Raw genomic sequence first — 23727 nt, forward strand, 5'->3', positions numbered from 1 at the left:
ACAAATACCAGGGCCATTCCACAAAAAAACAAGAGAAAATGAGCAAGGAGCGAAGATATAACTGAGAAAAAGCCATTATAGGCAAAAACCATGGGAAAAATTTCTGGATTTTTACAGCGCACTCGTTCTGAAAGAATTGGAAAGGGCATTCCACTCCAGTAGGCAAGTGGGAAAAGAGGGAAAAGCAAAAAAAGCTGGTTCTGAAAAAGTTTCAAAAGCACCATATATCCTCCCATGACTAGAAGATGGAAGTAAGCCGCCCACCTTTTGGAACCTCCGTCAAAAAATTTCTTCCCTATTTGCATACTTCCCCACCCTGAACCCAAAAGAAGCACCACCAGAAGGAGGGAAAACGTGTAAAGGGGCAATCCAACCACAAGATGGAGACGCACAAAAAGGGTTACTTCAAGAAACATAAATCCAATTCCGGTACAGACCCCACCAAGAAGAAAAATCCACCCGGAGGACGAAAGAACCCTTTTCCAGTAAACCCGTACAGGTACAATAAGGAAAACCACCGAGAACAGCACCACAATGGCGAAAATAGCGATAAAAAGTAAAAACCCTGCTCCACCAAAGGGAAGCCAGCGCTTTCCCAGGTTCAACCAGGTTTCCCGTAGTTGCGAAAAACGGAAAAAATTTCCAAAATAAGGACGTTGATCCTCTGGGGGGCGAAGGTCAAAGGAGCTTTGCACGCTTCCACTCTGAAAGATTTCCTGCAGAACCCGATAATATCGCTTCCCGGTTTGAAAGACCCGTTCACATTCCTCTTCACTTCCGCCCGGAAAGTAGACGAAGTCAAAGGACCATTTCGTCACTTCCTCTTTCCAAAAAGAGAGGTCTTTCGCGCTCCAACCCCCTTTTCTAAAAAGAAGCACCGCAAAGTCGAGGTTTTTAACCACCACCAGACTGGACTGGAGAAACGGACTCCCATATACCGAGTGAAATAACAGAACCAGCTTCGGTAAAAGGGAGGGAGGATTCTGCAGGAAGAAAGGAAAAACCAGGATTCCGTCCTCCTTTAAGGCTGAAAGAAGGGTTGCCATTCCTTCCCGTGTAAAGAGAAAATCCTCGGTTAGGGAAAATGTCCCCGGAAAAACCGAGGCTCTCTGTACTGGAACCCGAACCACGATGCAGTCATACCAGTGTTTTTTCTCCTGCAGGTATCGGCGAGGCGAAGCCACCACAACCCGAGCAGGAAAAGAGGGGACAAAGTCCTGCAAAAAAGAGGAAAAAAGAAACGAGGCCGTCACCAACTCAATGCTCCGACTCCCAAATTGTTGCGCACAGTAAACTTCAAGACCCCCCTTATCTTCGAGAACTAGAACCCGTTCTGGTCGAAGAATCCGGAATGGAAGGGAAAGAAGAAGCGCTTCCAGAAATGGCACTGAAACGTCTTCAGGAAATACTTCGGTCGCATGATGGTCAAACACCAGAGTGAAAGAAGAGGGGGGAACCCCGGTAAAATGGGCACTCAAACCCCATCCTATCCGCGAAGAGGGTGTGAAAAACACTTCCATCACTTCAAGAGCATTGCGGTAATATCGCAGCATCCTATTACCAGGGATTTCCCGGAGCAGCAAAGACGGTGAATAGGGAGAAAGGGATATCGTTAAGGGAGAAACAAAAAGGGCCGCGAGCAACACCACCACGATGACTCTCCAGATCGTCCGCACGTTTCCCAGGATTCCCGAAAGGGCCAAAACAAGCACCATCCGGGACTCTTCCAGAAAGAAAAGCCCAACTATACCCACCCCTACTCCCACCGCCGAACCTAAGAGATTCAAACCGTAAAAACGCGAGAAAAGGTGGGGAGCGCGTTCAAAAGCAACAAGTTGCATCATTCCGTGAAAGAAAAAAGGGGAAAGCGTCAAAACCAGGAAAATACCCAGAGTCAGAAATGACCAGGGTTTGAGAAACATCCCGTACGGATCGAAGGGAAAAAGACAAAGCCCCAGGAAGAAAAAACATGTTGACCAGGAAAGCGCCCAAAGGGGATTTTCTTTTATACCTGCAGGTACCTTTTTTATCAAACTTCCTGACATCCCATACCCAAGAAGTGCCAGTGCAAGGAGCAAGGAAACAAAATGATAACCAAAAAGAAAGGTAAAAATCCGGAAAACCACCACCTCGAAAGCAAGCGTCACAACCGAAGCCAGAAACACATTTCCCTGCAGGCGCTGTACTTCATCCATTTCCCCTCACCCCTTCTATTCTACCGCAGCAAAGAAAAATACAGTATAATGAAAAATAAAAAGGAGGTTCTATGGAGGTCGTCATACGTTTCAAGCGACTCACCGAACGCGCATACGTACCCCGCTTTGCCTTCTCTGATGACGCCTGCTTTGATCTTTTTTCCCCGGTCAATGTCTCCATTCCTCCAGGAGAGAGTGTCACAATCGACCTTGAGATTGCTTCAGAATTTCCCCGAGGCTACGAAGTGACACTGCGCCCACGCAGCGGGATGGGCATCAAGCACGGTATTGTCATTCATCTCGGAACCATTGACGCCGGATACCGGGGGAGCTGGGTGGTACGACTTTTCAATCTGGGGAAAGAAACGTACCAGATTCAGCAAGGGGACCGCATCGCCCAGGGAGCCCTTCGGGTCGTTCCGAGGGTGAAAATTGTAGAAACGTCTCACCTTTCTCCCAGCGAACGTGGAGAAAGGGGTTTAGGCTCAACTGGAAAATAAAGGGAGGAAAGAGCATGGAAATCCTGCAAAAATTACGTCAAGAACCAATTATCGCCTACTTCTCTATGGAAATTGCCCTTTCCAGTGACATTCCCACCTATAGCGGTGGTCTGGGAATCCTCGCCGGAGACACCGTCCGTTCCGCAGCTGACCTGCTTTTACCCTTTGTCGCGGTGACCCTCATCAGCCGGAAAGGGTATTTTCGGCAGGAACTCACTCCCGATGGATGGCAAATAGAACACCCCATGGAGTGGGAAGTGGAAAAATTCCTCACCCCCTTACCCATCACCGTAGAAGTGGAAATCGAAAAAAGGAAAGTGAAGGTGAGAGCCTGGCTCTACACCCTGGTCAGCGTTACTGGCGGTGTGGTGCCGGTGCTCTTTCTTGACACCAACCTCCCCGAGAACACTCCTGAAGATCAAACCATCACCGATTACCTTTACGGGGGAGATCGCCGTTATCGCCTGAAACAGGAAATCGTTCTCGGTATCGGCGGCGTTCGACTCTTAAAGGCGCTCGACTTCGAAGTACGCAAGTACCACATCAACGAAGGCCATGCCGCTCTGGCCACGGTGGAACTTTTACGTCAAGAAAAGAACTTTAACCTCGAAGCTGTCCGAGCCCGATGTGTGTTCACCACCCATACCCCGGTTGAGGCTGGTCATGATAAATTTCACCACGATCTGGTCCGGGAAGTCCTGGGCGAACCCATCCCGGAGGGACTCCTCAAACAACTTGGGGGAGAAGAATATCTGAATATGACCTTGTTAGCGCTTAATCTGAGCGGTTACGTCAATGGGGTAGCCAAGCGCCACAGCGAAATTTCCCGCAACATGTTTCCCGGTTATACCATTCATTCCATCACAAACGGCGTCCACGGTTTCACCTGGACCTCGGAAAGCTTTCGCCAGATATTTGACCAGTACATCCCAGGATGGGCCCATGAACCGGGGCTTTTAGTGCGGGCCGATATCATCCCAGACGAAAAAGTCTGGGAAGCCCATCAGAAAGAGAAGCAGAAACTCCTTGCCTTCGTTAAAGAAAAAACCGGAATCATCATGGACGAAAACGCCATCACCATTGGATTCGCACGAAGAATGACCTCCTACAAGCGACCCCATTTTGTTTTTTCTGATATTGAGCGTCTGCGCAAGGTCAGGCGAAAAGGAGCCTTGCAGTTTATTTTCGCAGGAAAAGCACATCCCCAGGATTTCGAAGGAAAAAAACTCATCCAGGAAATCATCCTGCAGAGTCGGGAACTCCAGCGAGAGATAAGAATCGCTTTTCTGGAAAACTACGATATGGAAATCGCCCAAAAAATAATTGCCGGAGTCGATGTCTGGCTCAACACCCCCATGCGACCTCTGGAAGCTTCAGGGACAAGCGGGATGAAGGCTGCTCACAATGGAGTAGCCAATTTCAGTATTCTTGACGGCTGGTGGATCGAAGGACACCTGGAAGGGATCACCGGATGGTCAATAGGCCCCGAAAAAGAGGACGGCATAACCCCCCAGCAGATTTTTGAAGAAGAAGTTGACGACTTCTACCATAAATTAGAGTACCTTATCTTGCCCCTCTATTACGGCCGAGTAGACTGGTGGGTAAAGCTGATGAAAAACTCCATTGGAAAAATTGCCTCTTATTTCAATGCCCATCGGATGATGCGCCGTTACATCAGTGAAGCCTACTTTCACCAACCAATTATCAACCATTCTTTCAAAGCGGAGGAATCTTGAGGGAAAATACATAAAAGCCCCAGGCGGTCTGGGGCTTTTTCTCATTTTTAGAGCTTTCTCACCCGTACAGCCTGAGGTCCCTTGGAACCCTGCTGAACCTCGAATTCCACTGCCTGACCCTGCTCAAGCGTTTTAAAGCCGTTACCTTCGATCGCGGTATAGTGGACGAAAACATCGCCACCACTATCGGACTCGATGAAACCATACCCTTTGGTTGCACTAAACCACTTCACTTTACCAGTTGCCATTTAAAATTAAACCTCCTAAAAGAAAAATTGAGAGAGCCTGCGCAAGCTCAATTTAATACTAACATCCCAAAGTAAGTTTGTCAAATAACTCGAGTATCGTAGCGGGAATTTTATGGGTCGAGTGCTTCATATACGCTTTATCTTTTTTTAACCACCGTTTAATACGCCAAAGATATCATGAACAAAAAGGGAGGTGAAGCTATGAGCCAATCCTGGGACGAAATCATTGCCGTTCTTGATTTTGCATTGCAACCCATCGTCAGCGTACATCATGGAACATGCCTTGGCTTCGAGGCTCTGCTTCGTGGTTACGAGAAGGCCGGATTCTCCTCAATTCAGGAAGTATTTGAAAAAGCCTGGCAAGACCGGTATCTCTACCATCTTGAGCTAAAGCTGCGAGAAAAGGCCATCCAGAAGTTTTGCCTCCTCCCCTTCGCCCACAGGCTGAAACTCTTTTTTAACCTCGATACCCGGGTGGTCAATATGCCCGATTATCAACCAGGACGAACCATACATATCCTCCAGAAGTATCATCTGAACGCGTCTCAGGTAGTTTTCGAAATTTCAGAGCAACACCGGGTGAGTTCGTTCCATCACCTGCAACGCATTCTGGAACAGTATCGCCAACAGGGATTCCAGATTGCTTTGGATGACTATGGAATAGGCTGCTCAGGACTACAGCTCCTTTACTACTGTGAACCCGATTACATCAAAATTCCGCGATTCTTTATTGAAGGATTGGCTCAAGATCAGCGGAAAAAACTTTTTCTTTCCAATCTCGTGTCGATATCCCACATCCTCGGCATTCAGATCATTGGAGAAGGAATCGAAACAGAACAGGAATTTTACGAAGGATGGGAAATAGGCTTTGATTTTGTCCAAGGATTCTTGGTGCAGAGACCAACCTGTGAAACGGAAACGTTACAGGAACGCTATCCCCTGGTGGTTTCGTTGCGCATGGCGAATCGCCGTCGCAAGAAAGACGATAATTCGTCCATCCTTGCCAACCTTGAAAAAATACCGGCTATTTCCATCCAGGATTCGCCAACCCAGGTCTGCGAGATCTTCAAGGCAAATCCCCAATACCAACTCCTGCCGGTTTTAGGCAATGACCACACCCCTATTGGGGTGATCAAAGAACAGGATTTCCGAAAGATGATCTATTCCCGCTATGGTCATGCACTGTTTGAGAATCCAACTTTACAGAGCATGGAATCGTTCCTCATTCCTTGTCCAGTTTTTGAGCTCTCTACCTCATGTGAAACAATGCTCTCTGCCTTTGCCGTTCAGGAAAGGGTTCCTGGTATCCTTTTCACCCAGGAAGGACGATATGTCGGATTCTTGAGCCCCCAGGCTTTGCTCAAATTGGTCTATGAGAAAAAACTCTATGAGGCTCGGGACCAAAACCCTCTGACCGGTCTTCCAGGAAATAACAAAATTTATGAGTACCTCCTCTTTTCGCTCGAAGAACAAGAAACCACCAAAGCGTATCTCTATGTGGACATCAACCACTTTAAATCCTTCAATGACCGTTATGGTTTTCGTCAAGGGGACCGGGTGATTATGCTGCTTGCTTCACTGCTCCAGGAAATCTTCTGGGGAGAATCCTTTTTGATCGGGCATATCGGTGGGGATGACTTCTTCATCGGTGCCCACCAAATCCAGAATGAAAAAACCTTAGAGGACATCTTTCAGCGTGCTCAGCAGGCATTCCTGAGATTCTCGCAGGATGTAGTAGGATTCTACGATCGCACCGCCCAAGAGAATGGCTATATTGTAGAGTATGACCGCGAAGGGAAAAAACGACGGTTTCCACTCCTCACTACCACCACCATTGCCGTCGTTATCCCAAAAGGATACCTGCTACCAAGCGCTGAATTCCTCAGCCAAACGGTTGCCCGATTGAAAAAACGAGCCAAAGACCATGGTATTGCCTGCATCATCCAGGTATGCAACACCCCAGAGAAAAAGCAGAATGACCCCTTCGTCACGGATAAATTCGATAAATCTGACGGGGAAAGGGGATGGCTTCCCGGATGTGATGAATGCCACAGATCCAGGCTACCATCCGCTCAATTCCCAGACCAAATCCAGAATGCGGACAAGTTCCATACCGACGCAGGTCCAGATACCAGGCAAAGGCCTCTTGCGGAAGGTTGTGTTCGGTGATGCGTTTTTCAAGAAGCGCAAGGTCATGGATGCGCTCACTGCCACCGATGATTTCCCCATACCCTTCCGGTGCAATGAGGTCATCGTTGAGAACCAGATTGGGGTTTTCGGGATCAGGCTGCATGTAAAAAGCCTTGATAGCCGCAGGATAATGGTGAATGAAAACCGGCCGATCGAACTCCTGGGAAATCACCGATTCTTCATCACCACCAAAATCGTCTCCCCATTGGACCGGAAAACCCTTCCTTTGTAGGATGGCAATAGCTTCCTGGTAAGAAATTCGCGGAAAGGGGGGTTGAACCTGTTCCAGAAGGGTAATATCCCGTTCCAAAACTTCCAGTTCTCGCCTCCTCTTCCGGAGCACTTCTTGCACCACGAAACTCACCAGTTCCTCCTGCAAACGCATGTTATCCTGCCAGTTGTAAAAGGCCATCTCCGGCTCCAGCATCCAGAATTCCGTGAGATGGCGACGAGTTTTAGACTTCTCAGCCCGAAAAGCCGGAGCCAAGCAGTAGACCCGTCCAAAAGCCATGCAGGCTGCTTCCATGTACAGTTGCCCACTCTGGGAAAGATACGCCTTACCCAGATCGAAATAGTCCAGTTCAAAAAGGGTGGTGGTTCCCTCACAGGCTGCCGGGGTAAGAATGGGTGGGTCAATGAGGGTGAATCCTCGTTTTTGCAAGAATTCGTGGATACTCATCACCACCTGATTGCGGATACGCAGAATGGCATTCTGACGACGGGAACGAATCCACAGGTGACGGTTCTCCATCAAGAATTCCACTGAGTGGTCTTTTTTCTGAATGGGGTACTCCTCCGAAGAGGATACCAGGGTCACACCTTTCCCCTGCAGCTCATATCCCCCTGGTGCTCGTTCTTCACGCCGTACCATCCCTTCCACGATGATGGCCGACTCAAGGGGTAACCGCTCCCAGGTTTTGAGACTCTCCTTGTCGAAGTCCTCACCAAGACTCAACGTGGTCTGCACAAAGCCAGTTCCATCTCGCACAATCAGAAAAACCACTTTACCACTGGAACGGCGATTGGCAAGCCACCCCCGAACTTCAACCTCTTTTCCCTCGTAATTTCTCAAATTCTCAATGGATACCCATTCTCTGCCCATCACTGCCCCCTCAAATCTTCAGCAACTCTCCATAACGCCAGTTACGTTGCTCCATCTCCTTTACAAAGCGAACCACCCAATCAACCAGAGCGTTGAACATTTTTTCACCCTTTTCCGGAGTCCCCTTGGTCGGGTCTCCAGTCGCACCATAAGGAGTCAACTCATCAAACTTCCATTTGATGGTCAGTTCTGAGGGTACATCCGGAACCACACCACGAGCGTTTTCCATCCGGCATAATTCAGGAAAGAGGTGAAGCGCAATGGATGTTTCCCCCTCCCCAGCGTGTCCTAAACCCCCCCAAACCTCAAACGTTTCCGCAGGCAAAAGCTCTCCTGCGGTTACCCACCAGGCATCGAGCGAAGCCAGGAAAGCCTGGGGATACTCTACCTTCACCGACCGGGCAGCGATTTCAATGGGAGCAATGTTACCATCATGACCATTGATGACGATGATCTTTTGAATTCCCTGACGAATAGAAGAACGAAAAATATCCTTAAGAGCTTCGATGAGAATCTCTGGACGCAACGTCAGGGTAAAGGAGAAATGCCCATAGTGTTCGCTCACCCCATATGGAACTGGCGGTAAAACCAGCATCCCATCCACCCTCTGGGCCACTTCTTGAGCAATAGCCTGAGCGACCAAAGCGTCAGTCCCAAAGGGGAGATGGAAACCATGGTTTTCTGCCGAACCGACAGCAAGAATCGCCTTATCGAAACGACCCTCCTTAAAGTCAGTATAGGTCATTTCCTGATGTAGAACTTTCTTACGCACTGCTTTTCCCCCCTACCGTCATTTTCTTAACCCTCCTTTTCTGACCCACCAATCCTTCTGGCTTAAAGAGCATCACCACAATGAGGAGCACCGCATAGATAATTTCGATGAGTCCATAGATTTTGAGGTGCTCCTCTATCGGCTTCAGGGCATAGCGCAATGTCAAAAGCGACACCGCTCCCACGATGGGGCCGGCAGTGGTTCCCATTCCTCCTAAAATGAGCATCACCACAATCTGAAAGGTGAGAAAGAAAGAGAATTCAAAGGGACGAATCGCTTTGGTGAAGTGGGCGTACAGCCCTCCGGCCACACCAGCAAAGAATGCCCCCACCACAAAAGACATGAGCTTATACTTCACGGGATACACTCCTAACACCTGTGCTGCAGTCTCATCTTCACGCAACGCCATCATAGCCCTTCCAAAGCGAGAATTCACGATACGCCATATGACATATACCGTAATCAGTAACCACAGACAAGTCCAGTAAATATTGGTATAGGAAGGGATGGCGCTAATTCCCATCGGCCCCCGAGTAAGATTCTTCATGGTTTTGGCAAGCGTGGTCACAATGACCACAAACCCCAATGAGGCCACCGAAAGGTAATGACCTCGTAAACGCAAAACCGGTGCCCCGATGAGTAAAGCCGCCACACTGGCCAGCACTCCTCCCATACAGATAGCCGGGAAAAACGGCCACACAAAGTTTGGTCCACCCAGAAAGGAAGGAAGCATGGGTAACTCATATGCTTCCCGAAGCGCCAGGGGAAAGGTGAGAAGGGTCGAAGTATAGGCTCCAATAGCCATGAACGCCGCATGCCCCAGAGAGAAAAGACCGGCATATCCATTGGTGAGGTTTAAACTCACTGTGGCAATGGAATAAATCCCCATGAGCACGAGGATGTAGAGAAGGTAGCGGTTGAGAAACTGGGTAGCCAGAAATGCACCCCCAAAAAGGAGTAGCCCCCCGAAAAGAAAATACCATTCAGCTCGAATACCCTGTTTCATACCCGCACCTCTTCCTTCACACCCATAAGCCCGGATGGGCGCAAAAGCAAAACCAGGATGAGGATTCCAAAGACAATCCCATCTCGGTATTCGGCAAACCGGGTGGGCAAAAAGGCAATAGAAAGGATTTCCGCCAACCCCAGCACAAAACCACCCACCATGGCACCGGGGATGCTTCCCACTCCACCCACCACCACCGCTACAAACGCCTTAACTCCGGTTAAAAAACCCATATCATAGGCAATTTGCCCATATTTGGCTCCCCATAAAAATCCGGTAAAAGCCGCAATGGCCGAACCCAGAGCAAAAGCCAAGGCAATAACCCGATTCACCTCAATCCCCATAATATGAGCCACTTCCAAGTTCTCAGCCGTGGCTCGCATGGCAATACCCATTCTGGTTTTTTTCACAAACAGATTAAAAACCAACATGATGAGAAGGGAAGAAACAATGATGAAAACATCAATCGAGCGAAAGGTGAGAAGAGGCGTCTTATACATCACCGCCAGATACGCCGGAGTCTTAAACGAGTATGGCTGCGGCGAAACCACCATCTTCATGAAATTTTCCACAAAGGTATAAAAACCCAAAGAGGTAATGAGAAGCGCCACTTCCGGCCCTCCCCGTAATTTCCGGTAGGCGATGACATCAAGTAAAAGCCCCATCAATCCCCCAAAACCAAGCACCAAAAGCAACGAAGCAACCAGGTTCATTCCGGCGCGAAAGAAAATGAAGTACACGAAAAAAGCACCCACGGTAATGAGGGCCCCGTGAGCAAAATTGATGAGACGCAGAATTCCATATACCACCGTCATCCCCAAAGCTAAAAGCGCATAGATACAACCCAGGATGACCCCATTCATCGTTTGCTGAAGAAAATAACTCCAGGAAAACATCCCATCTATCCTCCCAAATAAATCCGCTTCACATCTTCAAGTGATTTCAGTTCTTCTGGTTTCCCAGATAGCTTCAGATTTCCACTTTCTAAGACATAAGCATAGTCCGATGTCCCCAGAGCCACCGCAGCGCTTTGTTCCACCAGAAGAATGGTCACCCCCTGTTCTCGAATCCGGGAAACCGTGGCATAGAGTTCCCGAACCACAAGGGGGGCAAGACCAAGAGACGGCTCATCCAGAAGAAGAAGTCGGGGTTTTGACATTAACCCCCGTCCCAGGGCTAACATCTGCTGTTCACCACCCGAGAGGGTACCGGCAATTTGCTTTTTGCGTTCTTCAAGACGCGGAAAAAGGGCATACACCTCCCGAAGGTCTTTCATGACCAGGTCACTCCCAGAGCGGGAATACGCCCCCAGAAGGAGGTTTTCCTCCACGGTGAGACGGTTAAAAATCCCCCGACCCTCCGGAACCAGCGCAATTCCCTTTCGCACGCGATGTGAAGGAGACATATGGGTGATTTCTTCTCCCTGGTAGAAAATTTGGCCACTGGCCGGACGCAGAACCCCCATAATGGCCTTAAGCGTTGTGGTCTTTCCAGCTCCGTTTGCTCCCAGGATAGTCACAATCTGGCCTGTTTCCACTTCCAAACTCAAATTCATAATCGCTGGAATGACACCATATTTGACCGTGAGGTTTTCAACCTTAAGCAATCAAATCACCTGCCCCCAGATAGGCTTCAATCACTTTCTGGTCATTTCGGATTTCTTCAGGGGTCCCGAAGGCAATCATCGAACCATAATCAAGAACCTGAATACGACTGGCTAAACCCATCACAAAGGGCATCCGGTGTTCCACCACCATCATGGTGAGACGAAAATCCTCATGAATCCGCCGGATCAAAACTCCCAGATCTTCGGCTTCTTTGGTATTCATCCCTGCCGAAGGCTCATCGAGGAGAAGAATTCGAGGTTCACACACCAGAGCTCGAGCGATATCGAGTTTCCTCTGCCATCCATAAGGAAGGCTGGAAACAACTTCCTCCCGAAAGTCAAGCATTTCAAAGAGCTCCAGAATCCGATCCACCCTCTTTTCAATCTCCTTTTCTTCCCGGAAAAAAGGAGGAGTACTGAAGAGAGTAGCCAAAAATCCACTCTGAGCATGGGTATGATACGCAATGCGTAAATTCATTTCCACAGTTAAGGAAGGAAAAAGACGCAGATTTTGAAAAGTTCGAGTGAGACCCAGCCTTGCGATTTGGTCGGGACGCAACCAGGTAATATCCACGCCTCGAAAAAGAATTTTCCCTTTCGACGGTTTAATGACCCCACTGATGAGATTAAAAACCGTGGTTTTTCCTGCCCCATTCGGACCAATAAGACCATAAATTTCCCCTTCGGGTAACTCCAGAGAATAATCACTGACTGCCGTTAATCCACCAAAATTTTTCCACAGTTTTTCCACTTTCAGGATAGTCGTCATAATGCTCCTCAACTCATGCGTAGTCAAAAAAAAGGGGTGGGATACCCCACCCCCAGCTTCATTTCGCCAGTTTCGGATCCGGCATGTACTCCGGAGCAACCTGCTTTACGGTGATGAATTTTCCACCTTTGACCTCAATGACCGCCACCGACTTATTGGGTACCTGGCTTCCAGCCTCATAGGAAATGGTTCCTGATACTCCTTCGAAACCCTTAATTTGCGCTAACCCTTCCGGAATTTTCTTGGGGTCACTGCTTCCAGCAAGCTCGATGGCCTTGGCCAGAACTTTTATGGCGTCATAACCCAGTGCGGCAAACGCATTTTCTGGCAGTGTTCCAAACATCGCCTGGTAGGCACTCTTAAAGTTCTGGACAATGGGAGTCTGGTCCTCCAAAGACATATGGGTGGCAAATACCACACCCTCAGCCGCCTCGCCACCAGTTTCCACAAGAAGCGGAGTATCAAAACCATCCTCGCCAAGCATGGGTACCGTCACCCCACCTTCTCGAAGCTGCTTGGCGATGAGTCCACAGTTGGAAGGAATGGCACCCACGTAAACAAAATCCACTTCACCTCGATCCTGGTACTCCTTGAGGCGAGCCACCATGCTGGAGAAATCCGTCCAGCTGGTTTCAAAGTAGTCTTCATAGACCACTTCACCACCATACTGTTTCAGAGCATCCGCAAAGTACGCACAAACCGCCACGCTGAAATCAACTGCGGTATCCACCCAGATAACGCCCTTTTTCAGACCCAAATCCTTCACCGCGTACTCGGCAATTGCCGCCGCCTGAGCGTTATCACCGAAACAGGCCAGCCAAGCTCCGGTTCGCTCTGGAATCCGGGGATGTGTGGCCCCAGGAGTAATAAACGGCACCCCATATTCCCTGGCCAGTGGTGCAGCAATGTTCACCCAGTGGGTATCACAGTACCCTACCAGGGCTGAAACCTTCTCATTTTCAATCAAACGAATGACGGCTGCTACGGTTTCACCTTCGTCGGCTTTGGTATCCACAATTTTGAGTTCCATCGGTCTTCCCAAAACCCCGCCAGCCTTGTTGATTTCCTCTGCCGCCAGTTTAGCACCATTCGTCGCCGGAGTATCAATCGAAGCCCATGGACCAGTTAAACCCATTACCACTCCAATTTTAATGGGTTCTTGCGCATACGCCGAAAACGCCACACTGAGAAAGATCACCACAAAACCCAGAACCAACCACTTCTTCATAATCCCACCTCCTAAGCTTTTCCATTTTTATACCTTTTTTCTCTTGGAAAAGTCAACTCTTACCACCGAATTTCCACCACTTTCCTCTCACCCCCTTAAAATGGAAAAGCCCCCGCACGCAGCCAAGGGCTTCTCCGCCAACATGATTGATGACACCATGATATCCGCTCTGGGCCGAAACGTCAATATCAACCCATCGGGAATTGCTTCAGAGTAGCTATTCCCTTCGAGGTGCCAGAGGTTCCGTCATCCCCTCATTAAAGTAGGCGAAAATGAGCTTTCCCCCGTTTTCCCCCCAGCCGATGTCCCCATGACGGTGAACGGCAATCGCTCCACAACGAACATTGAATTTACGGGCCAGTTCCATACCCCGGTCGACGGCTTCTTGAGCACTACTGTGTTCCATCCATTCTCCGATTTTACGGGCTAAACCCAGTTTGACGATACCCTCTCCTTCCCCGGTCATGGAGACTCCACCCCATTCCCAGGCGAAGGTTCCACATCCCACAATGGGAGAATCCCCCACCCGACCGGGAAGCTGCATTTCCACGCCCCCAGTGGAAGTACCGGCAGCCAGGTGACCACCGCGGTCCAGAGCCACAGCTCCCACCGTCCCCAAGTGAATTCGTCTGAGCCGGTCTCTGGCCCGCTCAAGGTAGTAGCGGTAAATGGAATCCTTTTCCTTTTTCGCCCGCTCCACCGATTTCTGGAGTGTCCGTATGGTGAGCTCCCCCACTGGATTGTAGGGTTCAAACCCCAAAAGTCGCGCAAAGAGGTTCGCTCCTTCACCCACCAGAAGAACATGCCGGGTCCGTTCCATAACTGCCCGGGCTACCGAAATAGGGTTTTTGATGTTTTTAATCCCCGCCACACCCCCACAGGAAAAATCGTCCTTCATGATACTCGCTGACATCTCCACCTCCCCAAGGAGGTTGGGGAAAGCACCAGTCCCGGCATTCAGGCGAGGGTCGTCTTCGAGAACTTTCACGGCTTCTTCCACGCCATCAATCGCCTCGCTTGTTTCAAGAGCTTTCCATCCCTGAAGACAAGCCCGCACAAGGCAATCATAGGCCTCGGTTACTTCATCAAGGCACACCCCACCATGAACGATAATGACCACTGTTTTGTCGCTCCTTTCTACCCTTTTACTGCACCAGAGAGTAATCCACCCACGATGTACTTCTGGAACACAAAGGCAATAAAAACAGGAGGTAACGCTGCCAAGATTCCACCTGTAGCCATCATCCCAAAGTCGATGGAATGACGACCAGAAAATTCAGCAATAGCCACTGGAATAGTTTTGGCCTGAGGCGTAGAAGTCAGAATCAGAGCGATGAAAAATTCTTCCCAGGACATGAGAAAGGCAAAAAGTAAAGTCGCCACCACCCCGGGTAAAGAGAGAGGCAAAATCACCCGCAAAAGGGTTAAAAGCGGTGAACAGCCATCAATTTTGGCTGCGTCTTCCAGATCCCTGGGAATGGTGTCGAAGTAGGTTCGCATCATCCAGATGACAAAGGGGGTGAGAATAGCCGAGTAGGTGAGAACGAGTGCTCCACGGGTGTCAAGCATGCGCAGACCACTATAGGTCTGATACAGGGGAATGATAAAAGCAATCGGGGGAAGCATGTAGGAAAAAAGGAGTACAAAGAGAACCTTGTCCTTACCCGGAAAACGCAGACGAGAAAAGGCGTACGCCGCCAGAGAGCCGAGTCCCACACAGATGATGGTGACCAAAAGTGCCACATACAGGCTATTACCCATGATTCTTCGAAACTCGCTCTCTGGACCCTGAGAAAAGAGAATGTTCCCATAGCGGGTCAAACTCGGGTTTTGAGGAATCCAGCGTAAGGGTATCGCCAGGAGCTCTTTCAAATCGGCAACACTGGAAATAAAAAGCCACAAAGGGGGCGCCAGAATAACCAGGGCAAGGAGTATCGAAAAGACCGCAATCACCACTCGACCCAGAACCTTTCCCTTTTTCATCGCCTCACCCCTTCAGTACTCAATTTGTTTCCGCATGCTCTTGGTGTACAGGTAGGCAAAAAGCGCCACCACCATGGTGATCACAAAAGACAGCGCCGCTCCTTTACTGAAATGGAGGAATTTGAAGGCCTCCTGATAGGCTAGAAAGGAAATCACCTTGGTGGCATTGGCTGGTCCACCCTGGGTCATCACGTATACGATGTCAAAAACCCGAAAGGCATCAAGAGTCCGCAAAACCAAAACCACCGTGGCGGTGGGCAAAAGTAAGGGTACGGTGATGGCAAAGAGACTCGTCAATCTCCCTGCTCCATCCACCAAAGCAGCTTCATAGAGCTCCCGGGGAATGGTCTGGAGCCCGGCCAAAAGCAAAAGCGCCACCAGGGGAGTCACCTTCCACACATCGGCAACGATCACACAGTGCATGGCGCTCCATCCCTGGGTCAACCAGGGCCGGTACCCTGGAATAATACCAGCCTGAGTGAGGAAAGCATTGAGGGCTCCGTAATTGGCATTGAAAATCCACTTCCACATGATGGCATCAACGGTGATGGGTAACGCCCAGGGCAAGAGTAAGAGGCTGCGCAAAATTCCCCTCCCCCAGAACTTCTGATTTAAAAGCAAAGCCACCAGAAACCCCAGAACCATTTCGATGGCAATGGAAACCACGGTGAAGTACGCCGTTCGTCCCATAGAGGACCAGAAATAGGAACTGCGTAACACTTCTGCGTAATTCCGCAATCCCACAAAAGGGGTCCCCTGAGCCCGGCGGGTGAGGTCCACCTGGAAAAGGCTCAAGACAAAGGAAAACGCTGTGGGATAAAAAACAACCAGCGCAATAAAAAGAAAGGAGGGTAAAATCAAAAACCAGGCAAAATAGATTTCCTTTTTGCGTGAACGCGTCGTCACTGAACCCCACCCAAATAAAGAGGGGGATTTCCCCCCTCTTTTCTAGTACTTCGCCATCACTTCCTTACTCCGGGCCACCGCATCTGCCATGGCTTTTTCTGGAGTCTTCCCTCCGGTGAGCGCCGCCTGAAGTTCCTCACTCAAAAGGAGCGAAAACTGCGAATACCAGCTCACCTGGGGACGGTCAAAAACGTAGCGGATTTGTTCTTTGGCCACTTTGATCACCTCAGGTTGCTGGGCAATGAGTTCCGGATCATCGTACAGCGATTTCCAGATGGGGAGCGCATTCTGACTGTATTTTTTCTGGACCTCGCGGCTGGCAAGATAGGTCACGTACTTCCAGGCCTCGTTCGGATACTTACTGGTATTGAGGATACTCAAACCCATTCCTCCATTACAGGTGGCACTCCGCCGTCCATCCGGAAAACCGGGAATTACTGCCAGGACTGCATCACCAGCAATCTGGGATTCTGCCGGGTCATTGGCCAGGTTATACATATAGGTCCAGTTCAGCCCAAAAGCGGCCTGCCCGGCTGAAAACACCCGGCGCACCTCTTCATAGAAAGATTCGATACAGGCGGGGTTAAAAAGCCCCTTTTTCATATTATCCACCATAAACTGGAGAGCCTGCAGAGGTTTGCCCTGGTTCATCACCGGGTTTCCCGCTTCGTCAAAGAGCTTTCCGTCCATCGCCGAAACGTACTGTAACCACTGGATGACCACCGCTTCCCCCTGTCCCCAGGCATCGATGATGGGGTACTCCACAATACCCTGAGCCTTCATCTTTTCGGCATACTCCATCACTTCCGGCCAGTACTGCGGTTCTTTTCCTCCGATGTCAGCGAGCATTTTCTTGTTATAGAAGAAGTACTGCCAGTCATTGAGCCAGGGCATCCCGTACAGTCGCCCTTTATAGGTCACCGAAGAGAGAACCTCGGGAAAAATATCCTCCCGGTCTTCGGGGGCCAGCCAGTCCGTCACATCCAGTAACCACCCGGCTTCGGCAAACTCCGCCGGCCAGATGCAGTCCACGAGAATCACATCATAGGTCCCAGCCCCACTGGCTGCCGCCACCACGATTTTATCGTGGAGTTCTTCGTAGGCTACAAAGGAGAGGTTCACCTCAATATCGGGGTTTTGTTTTAAGAATTCCTCGGTCATCGCCCGGATATCGCTTTCCTGGTACCCCGCCTGCTTCATGAAAAGACCACTGATGGCCACCTTTCCCAGAGCCATACCCGACAGGGCAAACACCACCATTCCTACCACGATCGCTATGGTAATCATCTTTCGCATATTCACTCATCCCTCCCTCAAGTAATTTCTCCCTATTGTAGCATAAAAGGGTGAAAAATTGGTACCATAAAGCCTCCTTTTCTTTTATCCGCGGGTATACTTCCGGACAATCCCTCCCATTTTGGCAATCTTTTTCATATCTTACTCGCCAGTATCACTTTCCCAAAAGGGGGGTTGTGTATGGTAGGTTTTGGGACGCTAAAGAGTAAACTGGTTACTTTTTTCCTTCTTTTTGCCCTGGTGCCGTTTTTCGCCGTCACCTACCTGGGTCTCACCCGTTTTCAAAGTGCACTCCTTGAACGAGAAATGGAAAATGGGAAAAACCTCACCCGGAGTGTCGCCAACACCATCGAGGCGATCTTGAACGATAACCTGGGGTACATCAAAATCCTGGCCCGGGAACTGGGCTTCATCACCTCAACCGAAGAAATAAACCGCATTCTCCGGGACTTCGCCAGTTCTAGTCCCCTCATCGCCTCGGTATCGTTCACCGACGAAAAGGGGACGCAAACTGCCGATTCCAAAGGTCTGGGAATTGGTGAGGACAAAAGCACCACCGAGTGGTTCCAGGCTTCCGGGGTAGGGAAAAAACTTTTCCTCTCCGATGTGCGCATGTCCCGGGATTTAGGGGTTTACATCCTCAACTTTAGTTCCCCGGTGTACGACCCCCAGGGAACCTTTCGGGGGGTGGTGGCGGCCCGCCTCAACCTCGAGGAACTGTACGGGCAGCTGAGCGAAGGGGTACAAATTCAAAAAACCGGGTACCTCTACCTCTACGACGTCAAAAATGAACGTATGACCCTTCATCCTGACCAGACGCTGATAGGAAAAAGCTTTCGGCAAGTTGATGCCAACCTTGCCTTCGTCGACCAGGCTTTAAAAGAGCAAAAAGAGGCAGCCATTCGCTACGTCTATAAAGGGGCTGAGCGAATCGTGTTTTTCCATGCTCTCAAACCCAGCGGATTCTTTTCGGGAGAGAACTTTAAAGACTGGCGGATTGCCTCGGTGGCCCCCATGGCGGAACTCCAAGCTCCGGCCACCACCATGCTTCGCTTCATCCTTATTTTGGCTGGGGTGGTGGTGGCGCTCATCCTGGTCTTTGCTCTACAAATCGGTTCTTCCCTTGCCAACCCCATCAGAAAAACTGCACAAGTCCTCTCCCAGGTTGCTCAAGGAAATCTGAAGACAGAGGTTTTCCAGTACCGGGGAAAAGATGAGATTGGTCAGATGGCCGAATCCCTCCAAACCATGCTCACCAACCTCCACAACCTGGTGGAGAAAACGCTCAATATCGCCTCACAGCTTGCCGCTTCCAGTGAGGAGCTCGCCTCTTCGGTGGAAGAAGTGTCCAAAGCCACCCAGGAGATCGCCAAAACCATGGGAGAAGTAGCCGAAGGGTCCACCCGCCAGGGCGAAGATTTGAACCGCAGCACCGAAAGCACCGAAAAGCTGGTCCGGGAAGCCAGGGAGGTAGAGAGTATCATCGAGCGAAACTTCTCACTCCTCACCGGAATGGAAGAGAGCTTGGTGCGAAATGGCAAAGCCATCCAGCGTATCCGGGAAGCCATGAACACCACCGAAGAGCATACTAGTCGCACTCAGAAAGAAGCTCAACACGGAAAAGAACTCCTCACCGGTCTTGTAGAGCGGGTCAACACCATCGCCAGTGTGGCCCAGGAAATCGGGGAAAGCATCACCGTGCTTGACACCCGTTCCCAGGAAATCGGAAAAATCGTGGACCTCATCACCGGGATTGCCGAACAGACTAACCTCTTAGCCCTCAACGCCGCTATTGAAGCCGCCCGGGCTGGAGAAGCCGGACGAGGATTTGCGGTGGTGGCCGAAGAGGTACGGAAACTGGCCGAAAACTCTGCCCAGGCTGCCGGACAAATTGCTCACCTAATCGGTGAAATTCAAAAAGACACCGAAAAGGCGGTGAAAAATGCCGAACGGGCTCGAACTCAGGTTACCGAAGGAACCAGAGAGAGCCAGGAAGTGGAAGGGAATTTCTCCGAGATCCTCTCAGCCATTGAAGCGGTGAACCATTCCATCCAGAATTTAGCTGAGGCCCTCACGGTGGTGGAAAAAACCCAAGAAGAAACCCAAAAAAGCGGACAGGACTTGCGGACCTCTTCGGAAGAGATCAGCCGGGCCATCAAAAACGTCGCAGAACGAATCAGCGAAATCTCCGATCGAATGGGTTCCATTGCGGCCATCGCCGAGGAGAATGCTGCCTCAAGCGAAGAGGTCTCGGCCTCCACCGAAGAGCAGAGCGCGTCGTTAGAAGAGATCAACTCGGCCACTGAATCCTTAGCCAAAATGGCCGAAGAATTGCAGAAAACGGTGAGCGTTTTCCAGGTATAGTATTCCTCCCCACCAGGAAAATCCTTGGTGGGAGGAACGTTCATTAGTAAAACAATCAAAGAGGGCAAAAACCATCGCGAAAGCTGGGGAACCATCTTCGTTCTGATGGTGATTTCCATGCCCATCGCAGCGCTTCTGGGCCACTGACCGGGAACGTTCCCACTCGCTTCAAAGATAGCGCTGCAAGCTCTCTTTCTCCCGAATCAAAGCTAAAAGGAGCTTGACCTCCTCACTCCGATCTTTGGTGGTCACAAAAATGAGGTCTTCAGCCTCGATGAGAACCAGGTCCATGACCCCCAGGCTGAAAACCAGCTTCTGAGTCACAAAGAGCGAATTTTGGGTTCCAAGGCCAAAATGGGTACCAAGCACCGTGTTTCCGCCTGAATCTTTACCTAAAGCTTCGGCCAGGGCTGGAAAAGACCCTACATCGCTCCAGGGAATATCAACCGGTATCACCAGAATTCGGGAGGATTTTTCCATCACTGCATAGTCAATGGAAATGGAAGAAAGGTTTTCAAAAACACGCTTGAGCACCCTTGCATCACCCCAGTGGTGGCGAATTTCCTCCAGTCCCCAGAAAATCTCCGAAGCGTAATGGTGCAATTCTTCCAGAATCACATCGGCTCGAAAAAGGAACATCCCGCTATTCCAGAAATAGTTTCCCTGAGCAAGGTACATCTCGGCCACGTCTCTTGTGGGTTTTTCCCGAAACCCAAGGGCATTCCGGGCCAGAAGCGTTCCCGACTGCCGGTATTCCTTCCCACCTTCGATATACCCATAGCCGGTATGGGGACTTTTCGGAACTATACCCAGAGTTACCAGCCACTTCTCCTGCGCCAGTGCCACCCCAAACCGTAAAATTTCCCGAAAGCGTTCCTCTTCTCCCACTAGGTGGTCTGCCGGAAGGACAATCATCACCTCTTCAGGGTCTCTCCGCTCAATTGCCAGAGCCGCCAGTCCCACACAGGGGGCGGTATTCCGTCCCACTGGTTCCACAATAATATTCCCCAAAGGAAGCTCTGGGAGCTCGTACTGCACCAGCTTTCGGTACTCTTCGGGAATCACCACGTAAATATTTTCCCAGCCCAAAAGGGGTAAAACTCGCTCCACCGTCCGTCGCAGGAAACTTTTGCCCTCGAGAACGAAAAACTGCTTGGGCTTGGTCGCACGGCTTAAGGGCCAAAGACGTTCCCCCTTCCCCCCGGCCATGATCACCCCAACTGGCACCACCAACACCTCCTCTTTGCTTTCCAAATTGAAGTTTTCCTGCCACAAATTCAACGACTCAGTCATTCAAATCCTGTTCTCCCTCAGTGCACGAACTTTTCCCAGGCATAGAATACTTTTCTCACAGACACGAAAGCACAGCGACTCAAAACAAAAGGACAAACCCCCGCAAAGCATACACCACGGTGATAGTACCGAAACCGGAAAGGGATAAACCGGATATTTAGAGCGTGTCGATGCATCGGCCGACCGAAAGAAAAAATCAGACCTCAACCACGGAAACCCCAAAATATCCCGGGAGTGATCACGACCCACTCGCGGTGTACTTCGCGTTCACGTTCTTGATCATCCCCTCACGGGTACGCTCCCCAAAATACGTCACCGTGACCGGAATTTCATCCTGGCTTTCCCTACCGTAATGGAACATACCGCGGTACACCACTCGACTCGACCACAGAAGGTTGGCCTCGAGAACAAAACAGTATTCTCCTGGTACCACCAGGTTGCCCACCTCATCGTGGCCATCCCAGGTGTAAACCTGTAAACCTCCTTTGGGTGTAGCCGTGGCAATACCATCCACCATTTCCCGTGACCACAACGAGGGGTTGGCTTTTTTGACCCACTCTGGCAAACATTCCGGGCGCTTTTCATATCCACCTCGACCGGTAAATCGGGTGACATAAATGGTTTTCACCAGATTCCCTTTCGCGTCCTCAATCCACAGGGCAAATTGATTCGAAGCGATGGTTTTCTGCCTTTCATACTCAAAAGAAATTTCCAGCACCCCCTGGCTTTTTGTGATTCCCTCACACCAGCCCTGGCAGTATCCGGGCAGTGGATTCCCCAAAAAAAGAAAGAATGTCACGAGAATGACATGACTAAAAACCAGAAACATGCCCATGTCTTTCCAAGAAACCACAATAAAACCTCCTTTCTTCACCGTGCTGACTATGGCCGGAAATTTCTTTCTTCCTCCATTATACCAAGCCGGGGAAAATTCCGACGGCATTTCTACGACCCAGCCAAAAGGGAAGAAGAAGCCGAAAAGAGATTTTCCCGATAAGGAAGATGGGTCCCGGCAGGCGGAGACGGAAGGGGGGTGTTCTGGTCCCTATTCCAAAACTGCGCCCGACGTCACCATGTCGCAATGTTCCCGCCAAACACTCAAAAAACCGTATTCTACCTTTCGGGAAAATCCCGTTCATGATACACTGGAATAAAAAATCAGAAAGAGAAAACCATGGCTCTCCTTCTCTTATTTTTCCATTTCATGGTGGACTTTGTGGTGTCGTTCCCAGCTCCCCTGAGCCCGTACTTCATCCACCATTACGGACTGGACGCGCGAACGGCCGCCATGAGCGTGGCCACTCTGGCTTTCACCGGGTCTCTGAGCCAGGTTCTTTTCGCTTTCCGGAGGCATGATAGACCATTCCGGCAGGCTTACCTCTCGATGAGTTTCACCCTGATTCCACTCTTCTTCCTGGGTCTACCGGTCCCGTTTCTGGCCGTATTTTTACTCTTTTTTGCCGTCTACCTTGCGGATGGTGCCTTTCACCCTCTGGGAGCGGCTCTGGCGGGAATAAATCAGGGGGGAAAGGGGATCACCTCGTTTATCTCTGGGGGAATCCTGGGCGGAGCGCTGGGACCGGTTTTCATCACCTGGTTCGTGCCGAAATACACCCTGCTACGGCTACCATTTCTTCCTCTCTTCACTCTTTTACCCCTGAGCCTGTGGTTTTTGCGGGAAGAAAAACCCTCACTCTGCTTAGAGCGGGCCACGTTCTCCTGGCGCCTCTTTAGCCTTCTCTGGCCGATATGGTTTGTGGTGAGTAGCCGTACCTTTATTTCTTCCGTTTTTCACACGTTTGTCCCGATTGCCATGGCTGAGAAAGGGTACCCCCTTCTTTCAGGAGGGATACTCCTCTCTTCTGGAGTCCTCCTCGGGATTGCCGCCAACACCCTGGGCAACCGGCTGCGTTCCTTCCTCTCCAATGGGAAAATTAACTTGCTGTCGTTTTTGGTTCTGGGTGGGTCAGTTCTTGCCTTCACCGTGGTGCACCGGCTTTTTCTCCTCTTTTTCTTCTATATCCTGGCTGATTTCGCCACCTTCCTCACCATGAGCACCAACGTCACCGAAGCCCAGAAGTTGCTTCCCGAACATCGGGTTTTTGCCTCGTCCCTGTCGATGGGTTTTGCCTGGGCACTGGGGCACACTCTGAATCTCTTGTGGGCATCACTTTTTGGAAACCATACCTCGTTTGTGCTCCAGAGTATCGGGCTTATCGCCCTGGGCATCACATTCACCCTCTTTTTTCTGGAGCGGGCCACGGCCCTCAGGACGGCCGAGGCTGAGTCGAAATCAACGCCGACTTGACCTTAACACCGGGAATAAGCCCCAGTTTCCCGGTCAAAGCACCCAGGGTATCGGTGTCGCCATCCACGATGAGTGCCACCACCGAGATGTTCTTTTCCCGATAGGGAATGCCCATCCGGCCCACGATGATTTCCCCAAATTCGGTGAGGACTTCATTGACCCGGTGAGCCTGCTTTTCCCGGTCGGTGATGATGACCCCAATCACCCCAACTCGATTCTCCATGT

20 protein-coding genes and 1 pseudogene are annotated in these 23727 nt (G+C 50.4%); 5 read left to right on the forward strand and 16 right to left on the reverse strand.

Annotated features, from left to right (window positions below):
- Positions 1-2195, reverse strand: a 2195-nt coding sequence (locus ABDK92_06630) for a hypothetical protein (GenBank protein MEN3186298.1), incomplete at its 3' end; no start/stop codon positions are given.
- A gap of 71 nt (positions 2196-2266) precedes the next feature.
- On the opposite strand from ABDK92_06630, the gene dut reads away from it, so the two are divergent.
- The gene (gene dut, locus ABDK92_06635) at positions 2267-2695 is read left to right on the forward strand and encodes a dUTP diphosphatase (GenBank protein MEN3186299.1); all 429 of its coding nucleotides are present in this window, start codon (positions 2267-2269) and stop codon (positions 2693-2695) included.
- 14 nt (positions 2696-2709) lie between these two features.
- On the forward strand, positions 2710-4431 hold the full coding sequence (glgP, locus tag ABDK92_06640; GenBank protein MEN3186300.1) for an alpha-glucan family phosphorylase: 1722 nt from the start codon (positions 2710-2712) through the stop codon (positions 4429-4431).
- Between the two features lie 47 nt (positions 4432-4478).
- Here the strand turns inward: glgP and ABDK92_06645 are convergent, their stop codons facing one another.
- A complete protein-coding gene (locus ABDK92_06645) occupies positions 4479-4679 on the reverse strand; it encodes a cold-shock protein (GenBank protein ID MEN3186301.1) in 201 nt (66 codons plus the stop codon).
- Between the two features lie 201 nt (positions 4680-4880).
- Here ABDK92_06645 and ABDK92_06650 point away from each other — a divergent pair.
- Positions 4881-6380, forward strand: a pseudogene (locus tag ABDK92_06650) (GGDEF domain-containing protein).
- 286 nt (positions 6381-6666) lie between these two features.
- On the opposite strand, the gene asnS reads toward ABDK92_06650, so the two are convergent.
- The 11 genes from asnS to ABDK92_06705 form a co-directional block, all read right to left on the reverse strand.
- Positions 6667-7971 (reverse strand): asparagine--tRNA ligase, encoded by a 1305-nt coding sequence (gene asnS, locus ABDK92_06655; protein ID MEN3186302.1) that lies wholly within the window; start codon positions 7969-7971, stop codon positions 6667-6669.
- Between the two features lie 10 nt (positions 7972-7981).
- Positions 7982-8743 carry a creatininase family protein gene (locus ABDK92_06660; protein MEN3186303.1) on the reverse strand — a complete coding sequence of 254 codons (762 nt, stop codon included), beginning with the start codon at positions 8741-8743 and terminating at the stop codon, positions 7982-7984.
- Complete coding sequence (locus ABDK92_06665) at positions 8736-9749, reverse strand: branched-chain amino acid ABC transporter permease (protein MEN3186304.1); 1014 nt, start codon at positions 9747-9749, stop codon at positions 8736-8738. The genes ABDK92_06660 and ABDK92_06665 overlap by 8 nt, the downstream gene beginning before the upstream one ends.
- Positions 9746-10645, reverse strand: coding sequence for a branched-chain amino acid ABC transporter permease (locus ABDK92_06670; protein MEN3186305.1), 900 nt, complete (start codon positions 10643-10645; stop codon positions 9746-9748). Before ABDK92_06670 ends, ABDK92_06665 begins: the two co-directional genes overlap by 4 nt.
- Positions 10646-10650: 5 nt before the next feature.
- Positions 10651-11355 carry an ABC transporter ATP-binding protein gene (locus ABDK92_06675; GenBank protein ID MEN3186306.1) on the reverse strand — a complete coding sequence of 235 codons (705 nt, stop codon included), beginning with the start codon at positions 11353-11355 and terminating at the stop codon, positions 10651-10653.
- On the reverse strand, positions 11348-12124 hold the full coding sequence (locus ABDK92_06680) for an ABC transporter ATP-binding protein (GenBank protein MEN3186307.1): 777 nt from the start codon (positions 12122-12124) through the stop codon (positions 11348-11350). The genes ABDK92_06675 and ABDK92_06680 overlap by 8 nt, the downstream gene beginning before the upstream one ends.
- A gap of 58 nt (positions 12125-12182) precedes the next feature.
- Positions 12183-13352 (reverse strand): ABC transporter substrate-binding protein, encoded by a 1170-nt coding sequence (locus tag ABDK92_06685; GenBank protein MEN3186308.1) that lies wholly within the window; start codon positions 13350-13352, stop codon positions 12183-12185.
- 217 nt (positions 13353-13569) lie between these two features.
- The gene (locus tag ABDK92_06690) at positions 13570-14472 is read right to left on the reverse strand and encodes an isoaspartyl peptidase/L-asparaginase family protein (GenBank protein ID MEN3186309.1); all 903 of its coding nucleotides are present in this window, start codon (positions 14470-14472) and stop codon (positions 13570-13572) included.
- Positions 14473-14489: 17 nt separating this feature from the next.
- Positions 14490-15335, reverse strand: a complete 846-nt coding sequence (locus ABDK92_06695) for a carbohydrate ABC transporter permease (GenBank protein MEN3186310.1) — start codon at positions 15333-15335, stop codon at positions 14490-14492.
- Between the two features lie 12 nt (positions 15336-15347).
- Positions 15348-16241, reverse strand: a complete 894-nt coding sequence (locus ABDK92_06700) for a sugar ABC transporter permease (GenBank protein ID MEN3186311.1) — start codon at positions 16239-16241, stop codon at positions 15348-15350.
- A gap of 42 nt (positions 16242-16283) precedes the next feature.
- Positions 16284-17537, reverse strand: coding sequence for an extracellular solute-binding protein (locus ABDK92_06705; protein MEN3186312.1), 1254 nt, complete (start codon positions 17535-17537; stop codon positions 16284-16286).
- Between the two features lie 180 nt (positions 17538-17717).
- On the opposite strand from ABDK92_06705, the gene ABDK92_06710 reads away from it, so the two are divergent.
- On the forward strand, positions 17718-19901 hold the full coding sequence (locus tag ABDK92_06710; GenBank protein ID MEN3186313.1) for a methyl-accepting chemotaxis protein: 2184 nt from the start codon (positions 17718-17720) through the stop codon (positions 19899-19901).
- Positions 19902-20069: 168 nt separating this feature from the next.
- On the opposite strand, the gene ABDK92_06715 is transcribed toward ABDK92_06710, so the two are convergent.
- On the reverse strand, positions 20070-21194 hold the full coding sequence (locus ABDK92_06715; GenBank protein MEN3186314.1) for a mannose-1-phosphate guanylyltransferase: 1125 nt from the start codon (positions 21192-21194) through the stop codon (positions 20070-20072).
- 238 nt (positions 21195-21432) lie between these two features.
- Positions 21433-22047 carry a DUF2271 domain-containing protein gene (locus ABDK92_06720; protein MEN3186315.1) on the reverse strand — a complete coding sequence of 205 codons (615 nt, stop codon included), beginning with the start codon at positions 22045-22047 and terminating at the stop codon, positions 21433-21435.
- Positions 22048-22368: 321 nt separating this feature from the next.
- Here ABDK92_06720 and ABDK92_06725 point away from each other — a divergent pair, with 321 nt between their 5' ends.
- Positions 22369-23502 carry an MFS transporter gene (locus ABDK92_06725; protein ID MEN3186316.1) on the forward strand — a complete coding sequence of 378 codons (1134 nt, stop codon included), beginning with the start codon at positions 22369-22371 and terminating at the stop codon, positions 23500-23502.
- On the opposite strand, the gene ABDK92_06730 is transcribed toward ABDK92_06725, so the two are convergent.
- A complete protein-coding gene (locus tag ABDK92_06730) occupies positions 23462-23725 on the reverse strand; it encodes a TM1266 family iron-only hydrogenase system putative regulator (GenBank protein ID MEN3186317.1) in 264 nt (87 codons plus the stop codon). The genes ABDK92_06725 and ABDK92_06730 overlap by 41 nt on opposite strands.
- Positions 23726-23727: the final 2 nt, after the last annotated feature.

Source organism: Atribacterota bacterium (genome assembly GCA_039638595.1).
In the GTDB taxonomy this organism is placed as follows: Bacteria; Atribacterota; Atribacteria; order Atribacterales; family Caldatribacteriaceae; genus Profundicultor; species Profundicultor thermophilus.